Source organism: Gracilimonas qinghaiensis, assembly GCF_046602855.1.
In the GTDB taxonomy this organism is placed as follows: Bacteria; Bacteroidota; Rhodothermia; order Balneolales; family Balneolaceae; genus Gracilimonas.
Window position 1 is genome coordinate 757140 of record NZ_JBKINJ010000001.1, and the last position, 14127, is coordinate 771266.

Here is a 14127-nt window from a genome sequence, read left to right on the forward strand (position 1 = left end):
GTTAATTATTAGTGGTTGGCTAAATTGAAATCATTGAGCTTATACCTGCTTTTGTTTAGCAGCAGTTACACGGTCAACCAGGTAGAGGATGGATGAATAGGTGATATCGCTGTGGGTTGAGAGGCCTATTTCACATGTGCGATTTGTACAATAGCCGTTTTTTACTTCCTTTGGTATTTGCTCATTAAGATGCCTGAGGCCATGCTCTACCAGTTCGGGATGGCTGAATCCACGGTCACCGGCGAATCCGCAGCAATTCGTTTCAGGTACGATCACAGTATCAGCACATAAATTGGCCAATTCTTCCAGCTTACTGTCCATTCCCAATTTTTTAGCACTGCATACCGCAAAAATACTTATGGGTTCATCGATCGGCTGGAAATCCAATTTGGGTGCTAAATATTTAAGGGTAAACTCAACCGGGCCGTAAACTTTTAGACGAGGTTCCATATTTTCTACCATAGTTAACTGGCAAGAACTCATATCACAAACTATGGGATATCTTCCGCCATCGCTGGCTTCATAAAGGGCCTGCTCCAGTTTATCAGAGATCTCTTTCCCCTGTTCTTTGAAGCCTTTGCTGGAAAAAGGCATTCCACAGCATTGGCTTGACAGGTCTTTTGGATAGATGATCTCATACCCTGATTTATGAATAAGCTGTTTCACTTTAGTGGTAAGCGGTACCTTTTCCTCATGGCCTTTGGGCAAGCCCATGGTTTGATTAATACATGAGGGGAAATAAACGACCTTATCGGGGGCAGTATCTTTAACAGCGTACTGCTCCGGCTTTACTTTAGGCGCTCCTTTAGGAATATATTTATTCCACTTGGGCATCCTGTTCCCTGATACCTTGCGTAATCCGTCGGCGATGGCACCAAGTGTCTTGGGTCCAAGCAGAGAATGAAACATATTTGATGTACTTAAAGCAAATTTTGTAGCACCCGTCATAGTTGCCATGCGCGGAGCTATCGCTGAAGCCACTTTCTTCTGTACCGGTGTATTTTTTTGCCTGCGCAGATCTTTGACAAACTCTCCGGTATTGATATCCAAAGGGCAGGCAATACCACATAAACCGTCTGTAGCACACGTATCAAGAGATTGATAATCATAAGCCTTCTCCATCGAAGCCAGCACCTCGGGTTTCTCGCCTGTCTCTTTGAGGCGCATCATCTCACGGTAAACTGTGATCCGCTGCCGTGGTGACAGTGTCAGGTCATGGGAAACACAGGCCGGTTCACAAAATCCACATTCCGTACACATATCAATGGTCTCATGTGCAGCGGGCATGGGTTTCAAATTTTTGAGATGGAGCTCAGGATCATTGTTTAAAATAACACCGGGATTAAGCAGGTCATTAGGGTCAAAGATGGCCTTTAAACGTTTCATTAATTCGTAGGCCTCTGAGCCCCATTCTTTTTCAACAAAGGGCGCCATGTTACGGCCGGTACCGTGCTCGGCTTTCAGCGCCCCATCAAAACGGTCTACTACCAGCTTAGCCAGATCATCCATGAAAGCCTTGTACCGCTCCAGTTCCTTTTCGTCATCAAAATCCTGGCTGAATACAAAATGGACGTTGCCTTCCAGCGCATGACCGAAAATAACGGCTTCATCATATTCATATTTAGAAAAAAGGGCTTGCAGGGCAGGTATTGCTTCAGCTAATGTTGGAACCGGAAAACATACGTCTTCAATGACAACCGATGTACCCGTTTCTCGCATGGCTCCAACGGTCGGGAATAATCCTTTACGTACTTTCCACAGTTTTGCGTATTCGGATGGTATATCGGTAAACTCGATCGGGATCTCGATCGGAATATCCTTTATCGATTTCTTTATTTGTTCAATTTGCAGATCGAGCGTTTCCTTATCGTTGGATGCCGTTTGAACCAGCAAAGAAGAAGCATTCTCGGAAAGATCTTTCAGATATACCGGCACACCGTCGGCATTTTCCATAGATCTCAGGCTGACACGATCCATCAACTCCACAGCTTGCACCGGCTCCGACTTCAGGCGAATAACGGCCCGGCAAGCATCTTCAATGTTGGGAAAAGTGATCAGTGCGCTAGCTTTATGCTGATGTTCTTCCACTGTTCTATACGTGATCTCAGCGATAAAGCCGAGTGTGCCTTCTGATCCGATCATAATGTGCTCAAGTATGTCGAACGGGTCATCAAAATCAACCAGAGCATTTAAGCTGTATCCGGTCGTATTCTTCATCTTGAACTTTTGGGTAATTCTCTCGGACAGCGCTTTGTTATTTTTGACATCCAGTGAAAGCTGTTTCAGGTCTTTCAGTAAATCGCCGTGCGACTTCTCAAATGCTTTACGGCTATCAGTGTCTCCTGTATCCACCATGGTACCATCTTGTACAATAACCTTCATACTATCGACGGTTTGATAGGAGTTTTGTGCCGTTCCACAGCACATGCCGCTGGCGTTGTTGGCTGCAATACCTCCGATCATTGCTGAATTGATAGAAGCCGGATCCGGCCCGATTTTGCGCAAATAGGGTTTAAGGATATTGTTTGCATGTGCACCGATAACACCGGGCTGAAGACTGATTTTATCCCCATCATCCAGAACACGATGTTGCTTCCAGTTATTTCCGGCAACTACCAGCACAGAGTCGGTGATGGCTTGCCCGGAAAGGCTGGTACCGGCCGCGCGAAAGGTTACCGGGATAGATGCTTGATCACATTCCGACAAGATGTAAGACACCTCTTCGGCATTATTAGCCTTGACTACAATTTTTGGAATAAGCCGGTAAAAGCTTGCATCGGTACCAAAAGCAAAGGTTTGCAGCGGTTCAGTATATATCCTAGAGCGATCAATTTTTTTGGAAAATTGATCATATATGTGCTTGTATTCTTTTGGTAGATGTAGCATAATATTACGGTATTAATGGTGATACGCCGGTAAGCATGAGGACACTAACAATTATTGTGATCAATAAATAATAGAATAAGGCCGGTACTGCGTTTGTTCGTATGATCTGCCCTTCTGCACCAATACATCCAACCGTTGCTGCAACGGCAACGACATTGTTGACACAAATCATATTTCCAACACCTGCTCCTATACCTTGCATTGCAGTAATGAGTATGGGAGAAAAATCCAACAGGACGGCGGTCTCAAACTGAAAAGACATAAATAAAATATTTGATACGGTTGCCGAACCTGACATAAAAGAGCCTAAGGCCCCTATAGCCGTGGCGAAAAGCGGATATGCTGAGCCGGATAAATTAGAGGCGGCTACCGCCATTTCAGTAAGCATGCTGTCCATACCGGTTGTGTTTACGTCAGAATTAAGCATGAGCTGAACCATGCCTACCCCTGCAAACAAGGCAATAGCGGCATTTTTTAGCTGTTTAAAGGTAAGTGCCCATGCGTCTTTCACATCTTTCAGAGGCATCTTGTACATGAAGTGGGTAAAGAGGGCAACCAATACAAAAGGAATAGTGCCCGGCAAATAAGCCCACTTTAACTCATACGTCAGTCCGGAAATATTTGCAACATTATTGAAGGTAAAGTCCAGATTAACCAGGAAGTTCTTCAACCCGAATTCAGGAATTCTGGTAACTACAAGAATTATAGCAATGAGCAAGTAAGGGGCCCAGGCTTTAAGCAAAGACATTTTTGCCTCTCCGGTACTCCCGGTGTCAACACTGGATTGCCAGACCTTTGGCCACAAGCTTTTGTCAGGAAAATCCCAGTCGTCTTTGGGGACAAGAAAATTCTTCTTTGCCGCGTAAACTACAATACCCAGTCCAATAAATGCCCCTACGAGTGAAGGAAGCTCAGGTCCGAAAATAATAGCAATAAGAACATAAGGAACTGTAAATGCGAGTCCGGCAAAAATGGCGAAAGGGGCTGCTGAAAGGGCCGGTTTTATAGACTTGGACTCGCCGAACATGCGTGTCATTATCATAAGACCCAGCAGGGGAATAAAGATACCGGCAAATAAATTAGGGATGGCGATCCACTGAGTAAGAGACATCATAAATGCATCAGGTGCGACACCGAGTGCCTCAATATTACTGTCAAGAGTACTCATGGCCCCAAAAATCGGTGTACCAACGGCACCGAAAGGCACTGCCACGCTGTTGAATATGAGGGCGACGATGGCAGCTGCAAGAGGAGGAAATCCTAAACCTACAAGCAAAGGACCGGCCAAAGCTGCGGGAGTTCCAAACCCGGCGGCCCCTTCAATAAAAGAACCAAACATAAATCCAATAATGATAACCTGAATACGTCTGTCGTCTGTGATACCGCTAAAACCATTATTAATAGTGGTCATAGCCCCTGAGATCTTGAGCGTATTCAAAATAAGAATAGCCCCAAAAATAATGATGAGGATATCCAGCGCTTTCAAAAAGCCGAAAAACGTATATCCGAATATATAGGGTAGGGTCATCTGCCAGTAGAAAAAGGCAACTCCTATGGCTATAAGCAGTGAAAGTGTCAAAGCTTTTGTAGCGGGCCAGTTTAGGCCGGCCATCAGGATGATGGCTGCAAGAATGGGTATAAAAGCTAACAGTGCACTCATATGATATCTATTAGGATTTAATGTTCAGAGAGCTACAGATCACCCTCAGTTTTCTAAAACTAGAATTTCTAACCTGTTCTTGTGATAATGAAATAATATAGATTCTGGCCATTTAAAGATGAGTAGAGGCGCTCCCCTTAATACCCATTTAATTTAAAAAACACTAGAAGGTTTTTTGCCCATAACAATCTAAGGCTATTATGTGAAATACAGTGAAAATATGCAACTCGACAGTAGAGATAAATCAGTTAGACTATTGAGTCTATATTGAAACTACTGTGTTCACACTTTCTCAACGTATTACCTTATTAATCTTTAAGTTTAATTTTGATAGATCAAAAGAAGAGAGTCGCGTGCTGAATTTAAGATGGTAAACAGATCATTCATTTTCATTCCACTTCACCTTTGAAAGTAAAACATAAATCTGCACTTCATGCTATACCCTAATTCAAAGCAGGAGAGATGTCGGACGCAAAAATTATCCGGATAAATGATCACCTTTTTAAGTGAAGGAATATCATCAAGGATTTTAATGATGAGTATCGAGAATTTGATCAGTTGGTCTTCTAAGCCTGCTTTGTTCATATCAAAAAATGTCAGATCTGTTTTAATATGTAAGAGCAGTTTAAAGTCTGTTTCTTACAAAGATTAATTTGTCCATCGCAGATCAAATGATTGAATAGCTATTCAATGGTGGAGCAAACGACCGATTAACCGATTTTTAATTTTAGGAGTACACAATTGTTTCAGCAAACCCTTATCTTTGGCGCTCATTAAGATTAGTTATTTGGCATGATAAAACGCAGACAAGTTAGAGAGACCGTTCTCAAAGCAATTTACGCTTACCAGCTGAGCAAAGATAGCTCCCAGCATATTGTGGACACGCTCATCAAAAAACAGGAATTCACTAAAGATAAAGAGCTGCGAAGATTCGCTGAAAAACTTTTCTTCAGAACACTTGAGCACGAAGAAGAACTGGATGAAGTCATTGTCGATCATATTAAAAACTGGGATATCAAAAGGCTTGCACTCATCGACCGGCTCATATTGAAAATGGCTATTTGCGAGTTACTATATTTTGAGGAGATCCCAACCAAAGTTAGTATAAATGAAGCCATTGAGATCTCAAAACGATACTCAACGGCGAAATCCGGCCGCTTTATTAATGGAATTTTAGATGCTGCCTTGACCGACCTTAGTGAATCAGGACGTATTAATAAGAAAGGACGAGGACTGATTCAAAAATCGTTGGGATCATAAGTAATGCAAAAAGATAAGAAGATCATTGCCATAGGGGATATTCACGGATGTGCCAAAACCAACGAGGTAATGCTTGAAAAACTCGAATCTGAGTTTGGCAACCATGTTTTTTACGTATTTCTCGGAGACTATACCGATCGCGGTTCTGATTCCAAAGAAGTCATAGATCAACTGCTGGAGTTTAACCATTATCATGATTGCATCTTCTTAAGAGGGAATCATGATCAGATGCTACTGGATGCCTACGAAAAAGGTGAATGGGACCTTTGGTTGAGTAACGGCGGCAGCACAACACTAAGTGATTACGATTCTACACCCCGTAATTTTGACCTTCCAAAAGCCCATTACGAATTCTTTAATGAAACGAAGTTGTATTGGGAAACAGAAGACTACTTTTTTGTGCACGCAGGTATCTCACCGGAGCTGACCATACAGGAAAACCTGGACAGTGAATATGAAAGAGAGCAATTTCTGTGGCAAAGAGATCATATTTATACCGATAATAACCAATGGGAAAAGACAGTAGTATTTGGTCATACGCCCGTTAAGGAGCCGTTGATCAAAGATAACAGGATCGGTATTGATACCGGATGCGTGTATGACCGGCCCGGTTTTGGAGTGCTTACGGCCATTTTACTTCCCGATAAAAAGATATTTCAACAAAAAAGTTTAGACTTTTAAAAACAAGATTTAATACATGAGCTTAAGATGCGGTATCGTTGGCCTGCCCAACGTCGGTAAATCAACTTTATTCAATGCCCTGAGTAACGCAGGGGCAGAATCTGCTAACTTTCCTTTTTGTACCATCGACCCCAATGTGGGCATGGTTCCTGTACCGGATCAACGGCTTCACACACTGGCTGAACTGGCTGAGTCAAAGAATGTACTTCCTGCCAGTATCGAGTTTGTGGATATTGCAGGCCTGGTGAAGGGAGCTTCAGAAGGAAAAGGAAAAGGAAATGCCTTTTTATCCCATATTCGAGAGGTAGATCTGATCCTGCACGTGGTTCGCTGTTTTGATGACGACGATATCATTCACGTGGAAGGCAGTGTAGATCCTGAAAGGGATATTGCTATTATTGAGGAAGAGTTGATCCTGAAAGATCTCGAAAGCGTTGAAAAACGGGTTGAGAAGCTCAAAAAAGAAGCTAAAAGCGGCGACAGGAAGATCGTTGCTCAGCTGGATGTGGTTCAGCGCTTAGCCGATCACTTAGGGGAGGGAAATTCAGCCCGAACCTTTGAAGTATCCAAGGAGGAAAGAGAAGCCTATAAAGACCTGTTTCTGCTCTCCGCTAAACAAGTGCTTTACGCATGTAATGTAGGGGAATCTGATCTGGAAACCGGCAACGAGTATGTGGATACCGTTAAGGAGATCGCCTCAAAACACGACGATGAAGTGGTTATGTTCTGTGCCAAAATAGAGGCAGAGATCGCCGAACTGGATGAAGACGAAAAAGAGATGTTCCTGGAAGAACTGGGAGTTGAAAGTGCCGGACTTGACAGACTTATCAAAGGTGCGTTCAGGGAACTTGGATTGATCACGTATTTTACAGCCGGACCGAAGGAGGCACGTGCCTGGACCATCAAAGAAGGGACCAAAGCCCCTCAGGCTGCCGGTGTCATTCACACTGATTTCGAGAAAGGATTTATCCGCGCGGAAACCATAGCATTCTCAGATTATAAGGAGCTGGGTTCTGAGAAAGCCGCCCGCGACGCCGGCAAAATGCGTCAGGAAGGAAAAGAATACGTCGTTAAAGACGGCGATGTCTTGCTATTCCGATTCAATGTTTAAAATACCTTTAGGTGCCTATTGCAATAGGCCCCTACGTCATTTTAAATCCGTCTGATAATTTACCGCGGATTTTTTCTTTCGTTTCTTCATCACAAAATGCGGCATCTATTGCGAATTGGTTCACTCGTAAATATTGCTCTTTATGCCAGTCAAAGTACTTGTGAAGCTTTTCATATTCATCAGTTAGGCTAACGTTTGAAATAGTCCGCCCATCGGTATTAACACTTAGTGAATTACCATTCAGATAGATTTCATTTATGCGATGCTGAGCCACAGAATCATAGATCCCGGTCTGTACATTACTGGTAGGGCATACCTCCATATGAATATTCTTGTCTTTCAGCTCATCAAGTAATTCAGGATCTTCAAGGCTTCTTACACCGTGACCAATTCGGGAAGGATGAAAATGTTGCATGGTTTCCTTCACGCTGTCCGGGCCACGTGCCTCGCCGGCATGTGCCGTGCAGGGGATATCATGCTCATGGGCGTATTCAAAAGCTTTGATGTGATTTTCGATAGGGAGGGTTTCATCTGCTGCAATATCAAATCCTGTTACATTAGTGCCCTGAAAATGTTCAACCAGCTTCACGGTTCTCATGCTTTGTTCTTCAGAAAAATGACGGAGGGTACAAAGGATGATCCGCGCCTCAACTCCGCTTTGTTTGATGCCTTTGGTGGTGGCCTCATCCACAGTCTTTACTATTTCTTCAGGCGTCAGTCCCTGCTCGGTATGCAGAAGCGGAGCAAAGCGGATCTCGGCATATATCACATTATCAGCTTTTAGCTGCTTAAAAAGATCGAGAGTAACAGCTTCAAGTTGGTCCTTTGTTTGCATAATGGCAACGGGAGCCTGCGCACATTGCAGATATTCCTCGAGGCTGGAACAGTTTTCAGGAGCAATGAAATCTCGCTTATAATCCTCATGTGTAGTTTCCGGACGTAATTGTTTTACCACCTCAAAGCTTAGGGAGCAGTCGAGATGCAGGTGAAGTTCAATTTTTGGAAGATTTTGTATGTTCATATAAGCCTATTTCCAATCACCGCAGGGCTAATTCATGAATTGCCCCTGCGGTGATTGATCAAATACGAATCTACATTCGTATTTCGGATCAAAAAAAATTAGTTTCCATCAGAAAATTAAGGTTCTAAACTTAACCAAATTCATGTCGAAAAAACTGCTTTATTTACTGGATGGTATGGCTCTGGCATACCGGGCTCACTTTGCTTTTATCAACAGCAGGCTAAAGAACTCTGAGGGAATTCCAACCGGTCCGGTTCTTGGCTTTGCCAATACCCTTCAAAAAATGCTGGATGAAAAAGAACCAACGCATATTGCTGTTGCCTGGGATACACATGCACCTACCTTCCGTCATGAAAAAGACGAAGAATACAAAGCGCACAGACCGCCACAACCTGAAGAACTGAAGATCGGTATCCCGCTGATCAAAGAGATGGTTGAGTCATGGGGGATTCAGAACCTGGAGCAGGACGGATATGAGGCGGATGATATCATCGGTACCATAGCGAATGGTGCAAACGCTGATGATGTAGATGTAATGATGGTTACCCCTGATAAGGATTTCATGCAGCTGGTGCACGACCACATCCACATGATGAAACCGGATAACAACAATGGTGGATTTGATATCATAGACCGTGAAGGAGTGCAGGATTATTTTGGCGTATATCCTGATCAGGTGATCGATGTATTGGCCATGATCGGTGATACAGCTGATAATATTCCCGGAGTGCCCGGTATTGGAAAAAAGGGAGCTCCAAAACTCATCAAGAAATATGGTTCGCTGGAGGCAGCTATTGAGGATGCCCCGAATATTAAAGGAAAAAGAGCGCGCGAGGGCCTTTCAGAATTTGGAGAACAGGCTTTGCATGCAAAGGAAATGGTCACCATTAAAACGGATGTACCTGATACAGCAGAGTGGGAAGAACTCGAATGGAGCGGCCCAGATAAGAAAAAGCTGGGACTCTTTTTTAAACGTATGGAGTTCAGGACCTTAACCAAAAAGTTTTTGGGCGAAGAAGGTCCCGTTGCCAAAAAGGAGGGTGATCAGGTAGATCTTTTTGGATCTTTTAAAGAAGAAGCCCCGAAGCAGGAGCTGGATGAGGAAAAGGTAAATTACGCTCTGCTTGATACACTGGATAAAGTAAAAGGCCTGGTGGATGAATATAAGGATGAAGATCATTTTTGTTTTGATACTGAAACAGACAGTGTTGATCCGGTAACCGGATCGCTGGTTGGAATCTCCCTGACGGCTACACCGGGTACGGCCTATTATATTCCGGTTAATGTAGAAGACGGACTGGATGAAAAGGAAGTCATTGAAGCCCTGCGGCCCCTGTTTGAGGATGATCATATTCTGAAGATCGCCCACAATTATAAATTTGATTCCATGATCCTGAAGCGGGCGGGACTGAAAGTTAAAGGGAATGCTTTTGATACTATGATCGCGGCATACCTTATCGATGCCAATCAGCGGCTCAAAATGGATGAATTATCCAAAAGCCTGCTGAATTATAAACCTGTTCCTATTGAAGGCCTGATCGGGAAGGGCAGAAATCAGAAATCGATGGCCGACCTGAAAGTGGAAGACGTGTATTTGTATGCCTGCGAAGATTCAGATATCACCCTTCGGCTGTATGAGATCCTTAATGAAAGGCTTAAAGATGACGAACTGCTCGAGATAGCCTACAAGGTTGATTTTCCACTCATGGATGTATTGGCTGATATGGAACTGAAAGGTATCAAGCTGGATACCGAGATGCTGAATGCCTTTTCTGAAGAACTGGAAAAAGATCTTAAAGAACTTGAAACTGAGATCTACGAAAAGGCAGAAGAGGAATTCAATATCAACTCTCCGCAGCAATTGGGTACTATCTTATTTGATAAAATGGGTCTGCCGGCCGGCAAGAAGACAAAGACCGGGCAGTATTCAACAGCCGAATCGGTATTGACAAAACTGGCTCCTAAATATGAGATGCCAGGCCTGATCCTGGATTACCGTCAGTTAATCAAGCTTAAATCCACATACGTGGATGCCTTGCCTGAGCTTGTGGTGGAAGAGACAGGCCGTATACATACCCAGTTTAATCAAAGTATAGCAGCGACAGGCCGTCTCAGTTCATCCAATCCCAACCTTCAAAACATTCCGATCCGAACCAAAAGGGGACGCGAGATCAGAAAGGCTTTTGTGGCTGAAGAGGGATTCAAGCTCATGTCTGCTGACTATTCCCAGGTAGAATTACGCGTGATCGCTCACATATCAGAGGATGATGCGATGATAGAGGCGTTCAAGAACGATGAGGATATTCACGCCAGGACAGCCAAGGAGGTCTTTGACCTGGATTCTCTGGATGACGTGACTCCTGATCAGAGAAGGAAGGCGAAGGAAGTGAATTTCGGCATTCCTTATGGAGTGAGTGCTTATGGATTGGCCTCACGGCTCGGTATTGATAATGAAGAAGGGAAGCAGATGATCGATCAATACTTTGAGCGTTTTCCGAATATTCTGGAGTACATCAACGAGACCAAGGAATTTGCTAAAGAGCACGGCTTTGTGAAAACGATGCTGGGTCGCCGGAGATATATTCCCGATATCAAAGCAAGTAACTGGAACGTGCGTGGATTTGCCGAACGAACGGCCATCAACATGCCGATACAGGGTACTGCCGCCGACATCATCAAACTGGCTATGATCGAGATCCATCACTGGTTGATCGACCAAAACAAGAAAAGTCGCATGCTGCTCCAGGTGCATGATGAACTCATTTTCGAGATCCATGAAAGTGAAATGAACGAAGTGCCGGCAAAGATCACAGAGCTCATGGAAAATGCCGTAGAACTGGATGTGCCACTAAAAGTGGAAGCAGGCATTGCAGATAATTGGCTGGAAGCGCATTAGCAGTGAGCAGTTAACAGTTATCAGTAAACAGTAAACAGTAAACAGTAAACAGTGGTCAGTGACAGATGGCTGATTAGATCGGATTGAGTCTTTGATTAAACTGCCAAACATCCAAAAATTTTTTCAGTCTTGAGCGAAGCGGTGACTGGAAAGTTCATGCTTAGGAAGTCTCTGACTTCCATTAAAGGCAAGCCAGTTTTTACAATGGATGTTCTGTATCAGGCAGAGTCTCAATAAAGCATTCCGGAGCGGAGTACCCAAAACGAGGTAGAACCTACCGGTCGAAGAGCCCCTTTTTTTCTTCCCAAACCCATGGTTGTAAATGTGGGCTAAGGGATAAGATCATATTCATACATTTTAGATCTTGTAAGCAAGGGCATTTATGTTCATGCCTGCTCCAACCGATGCAAACACCAGGATGTCACCTTTATCTTTGTTGATCTCATAACCACTCTGCGTCGGAGTGTGTATAAACATCTTTTCAGTCTTGAGCGAAGCGGTGACTGGAAAGTTCATGCTTAGGAAGTCTCTGACTTCCATTAAAGGCAAGCCAGTTTTTACAATGGATGTTCTGTATCAGGCAGAGTCTCAATAAAGCATTCCGGAGCGGAGTACCCAAAACGAGGTAGAACCTACCGGTCGAAGAGCCCCTTTTTTTCTTCCCAAACCCATGGTTGTAAATGTGGGCTAAGGGATAAGATCATATTCATACATTTTAGATCTTGTAAGCAAGGGCATTTATGTTCATGCCTGCTCCAACCGATGCAAACACCAGGATGTCACCTTTATCTTTGTTGATCTCATAACCCTCCAGTTTATCTTTCCAGATAAGGTCGAGAAGAGTAGGGATGGTGGCTACCGACGAATTCCCCAGCCAGGAAATGATCATAGGCATAACATTTTTAGGCACCTCGTCTTTGTCATAAAGGGCATAAAGTCTTTTCACTATGGCATCGTCCATTTTTCCGTTAGCCTGATGAATGAGAATGTGATTAACATCATCGATAGACAGATCACTTTTATCAAGGCAGCCTTTTATGGCTTTGGGAACATTGGTAAGAGCATATTGGTATAGCTTACGGCCGTGCATCTTCAGGAAGATATCACCCTCATCTTTCAGTGCAGGATTGTAGGATGTATCCATATACAACATTTTGGCATACACTTTGGTATCGGAACGGGTATTATGTGATAGAATTCCGATGGGAGCTTCACTTTCTTTAGCCTCCAAAATGGTAGCAGCAGCTCCATCAGCATAGAGCATGCTGTCACGGTCGTGTGGGTCAGAAACCCGCGATAAAGTCTCCGCGCCAATGACCATCACTTTTTTGGCATCTCCTGATCTGATGTAATAATCAGCTTGAATGATACCCTGAAGCCACCCCGGACAACCGAATGGGATGTCAGTGGCAATGGTTCCGGGATTTTCAATTTCCAGTTTATGCTTAACACGAGCTGCCAGACTGGGAACCATATCAGTGCGGTTAGTGCCGTGCTTTACATCACCAAAATTATGAGCTACGATGATATGGTCGAGTTCTTCCTTATCGATCCCTGCAGATTTGATGGCCTCCTCGGCAGCAAGATGGGCTATGTCTGAAGTAACAAGGTCATCTGTTACGTAACGACGTTCTTTAATTTCTGTGATCTCGAAAAACTTTTGAATGATCTCTTCATTTTCCTTTTCGAGTCGGTTTCCTGAACGGTCAAAAAATTCGTTTTCCAGGAAAGCTTCGTTTTTGATACGCCTGGTTGGTATGTAACTGCCCGTACCTGTGATTATGCTATTGACTGAACTCTTCATAATGGTCGTTGTTTTTCCAGAATCTGTACCGGAGTAATTTATATGCCCTTTTACTAATTTTAACCTAAAGATTAGGAGGCTAAATTCAAATGATTAATTTACTGTTTTAATTAGTAAACGTTGGATAGAAACTCGGTTCTTTAATTTAAGAAATAATATCAGCCTGGCTTAATTTTTAGGGTCATTTTTAGTACGGAGGTTCAAAAATAGGGTAGTGTAAAGAAATTAGAAAGCGGCTGAAAAATTGATTCGAACAAAAAAATATTTTATTTAAACCCAGATTATTCAAACATAAAGAAGTGGATAGAATGTTATGGGAGAGAGCTGCTTACTGAAGTGCATTAACAAATAACTAACCATAGGCACTAAGAAATATTTTAAACGTTCGGGTATCATCTCCTACATTTTGGTCGTAATATTTTTATTTAGCTTTTCATTGATTTCTTGTACCGAGAAAAAAGAGGATTCACAGACCATATCTGTAACCGCCACGCATGATGCTGTAAACAATCAGCATCTCTTTCATATGAATACAAAGGAAACAAAATCAGGTTGGGTTACCTTTAATTTTGAAAATGCATCTCCCTCGGATCATTTCTTCTTATTATATAAAGTTCCTGAAGCCGCAATACAGTCTGCAGATGAAGCCGGTGAATCATTATTGGAGCTTTGGCATAGTGCATTAACGACTCCATTTCAGGAGAATTTTTAACTCTTACATAAATGGAAATGTTGAATATGGTGAATTTGTAGACGGCCTTGTCGCTGATATATCTGCCATTGGTCCATGGTTCTTTGATCCCGGAGC

10 protein-coding genes are annotated in these 14127 nt (G+C 43.2%); 5 read left to right on the top strand and 5 right to left on the bottom strand.

The features are described from left to right. Positions 1–39 precede the first annotated feature (39 nt). Together ACKGJO_RS03375 and ACKGJO_RS03380 are read right to left on the bottom strand one after the other, a co-directional pair. Positions 40–2886, bottom strand: coding sequence for an FAD-binding and (Fe-S)-binding domain-containing protein (locus ACKGJO_RS03375; protein ID WP_411321985.1), 2847 nt, complete (start codon positions 2884–2886; stop codon positions 40–42). Between the two features lie 4 nt (positions 2887–2890). Beyond that, the gene (locus tag ACKGJO_RS03380) at positions 2891–4546 is read right to left on the bottom strand and encodes an L-lactate permease (protein ID WP_411321986.1); all 1656 of its coding nucleotides are present in this window, start codon (positions 4544–4546) and stop codon (positions 2891–2893) included. 792 nt (positions 4547–5338) lie between these two features. Here ACKGJO_RS03380 and nusB point away from each other — a divergent pair. Genes nusB through ychF form a run of 3 tightly spaced genes read left to right on the top strand, consistent with a single transcriptional unit; the run spans position 5339 to position 7598 of the window. Continuing rightward, complete coding sequence (gene nusB, locus ACKGJO_RS03385; protein ID WP_411321987.1) at positions 5339–5806, top strand: transcription antitermination factor NusB; 468 nt, start codon at positions 5339–5341, stop codon at positions 5804–5806. Between the two features lie 3 nt (positions 5807–5809). After that, positions 5810–6487 carry a metallophosphoesterase family protein gene (locus tag ACKGJO_RS03390; protein ID WP_411321988.1) on the top strand — a complete coding sequence of 226 codons (678 nt, stop codon included), beginning with the start codon at positions 5810–5812 and terminating at the stop codon, positions 6485–6487. Between the two features lie 16 nt (positions 6488–6503). After that, positions 6504–7598: a redox-regulated ATPase YchF gene (ychF, locus tag ACKGJO_RS03395; protein WP_411321989.1), complete on the top strand. Its 1095-nt coding sequence runs from the start codon at positions 6504–6506 to the stop codon at positions 7596–7598. Between the two features lie 31 nt (positions 7599–7629). Here ychF and add read toward each other — a convergent pair whose 3' ends face one another. Further along, a complete protein-coding gene (add, locus tag ACKGJO_RS03400) occupies positions 7630–8619 on the bottom strand; it encodes an adenosine deaminase (RefSeq protein ID WP_411321990.1) in 990 nt (329 codons plus the stop codon). A gap of 142 nt (positions 8620–8761) precedes the next feature. Between add and polA the strand changes: the two genes are divergently transcribed. Continuing rightward, positions 8762–11515, top strand: a complete 2754-nt coding sequence (gene polA, locus ACKGJO_RS03405; protein ID WP_411321991.1) for a DNA polymerase I — start codon at positions 8762–8764, stop codon at positions 11513–11515. Between the two features lie 357 nt (positions 11516–11872). Here polA and ACKGJO_RS03410 read toward each other — a convergent pair whose 3' ends face one another. Continuing rightward, a complete protein-coding gene (locus ACKGJO_RS03410; protein WP_411321992.1) occupies positions 11873–12031 on the bottom strand; it encodes a hypothetical protein in 159 nt (52 codons plus the stop codon). Between the two features lie 199 nt (positions 12032–12230). After that, entirely contained in the window at positions 12231–13319 is a 1089-nt protein-coding gene (locus ACKGJO_RS03415) for a 3-oxoacyl-ACP synthase III family protein (protein ID WP_411321993.1), read from the bottom strand. Positions 13320–13845: 526 nt separating this feature from the next. On the opposite strand from ACKGJO_RS03415, the gene ACKGJO_RS03420 reads away from it, so the two are divergent. Further along, entirely contained in the window at positions 13846–14031 is a 186-nt protein-coding gene (locus ACKGJO_RS03420) for a hypothetical protein (protein WP_411321994.1), read from the top strand. The last annotated feature ends 96 nt before the right edge of the window (positions 14032–14127 follow it).

Excerpts from the sequence above, each read along its gene's own strand:
- ACKGJO_RS03375 (WP_411321985.1), bottom strand. The coding sequence starts at position 2,886 with ATGCTACATCTACCAAAAGAATACAAGCACATATATGATCAATTTTCC.
- ACKGJO_RS03380 (WP_411321986.1), bottom strand. The coding sequence starts at position 4,546 with ATGAGTGCACTGTTAGCTTTTATACCCATTCTTGCAGCCATCATCCTG.
- nusB (WP_411321987.1), top strand. The coding sequence starts at position 5,339 with ATGATAAAACGCAGACAAGTTAGAGAGACCGTTCTCAAAGCAATTTAC.
- ACKGJO_RS03390 (WP_411321988.1), top strand. The coding sequence starts at position 5,810 with ATGCAAAAAGATAAGAAGATCATTGCCATAGGGGATATTCACGGATGT.
- ychF (WP_411321989.1), top strand. The coding sequence starts at position 6,504 with ATGAGCTTAAGATGCGGTATCGTTGGCCTGCCCAACGTCGGTAAATCA.
- add (WP_411321990.1), bottom strand. The coding sequence starts at position 8,619 with ATGAACATACAAAATCTTCCAAAAATTGAACTTCACCTGCATCTCGAC.
- polA (WP_411321991.1), top strand. The coding sequence starts at position 8,762 with ATGTCGAAAAAACTGCTTTATTTACTGGATGGTATGGCTCTGGCATAC.
- ACKGJO_RS03410 (WP_411321992.1), bottom strand. The coding sequence starts at position 12,031 with ATGAACTTTCCAGTCACCGCTTCGCTCAAGACTGAAAAGATGTTTATA.
- ACKGJO_RS03415 (WP_411321993.1), bottom strand. The coding sequence starts at position 13,319 with ATGAAGAGTTCAGTCAATAGCATAATCACAGGTACGGGCAGTTACATA.
- ACKGJO_RS03420 (WP_411321994.1), top strand. The coding sequence starts at position 13,846 with ATGAATACAAAGGAAACAAAATCAGGTTGGGTTACCTTTAATTTTGAA.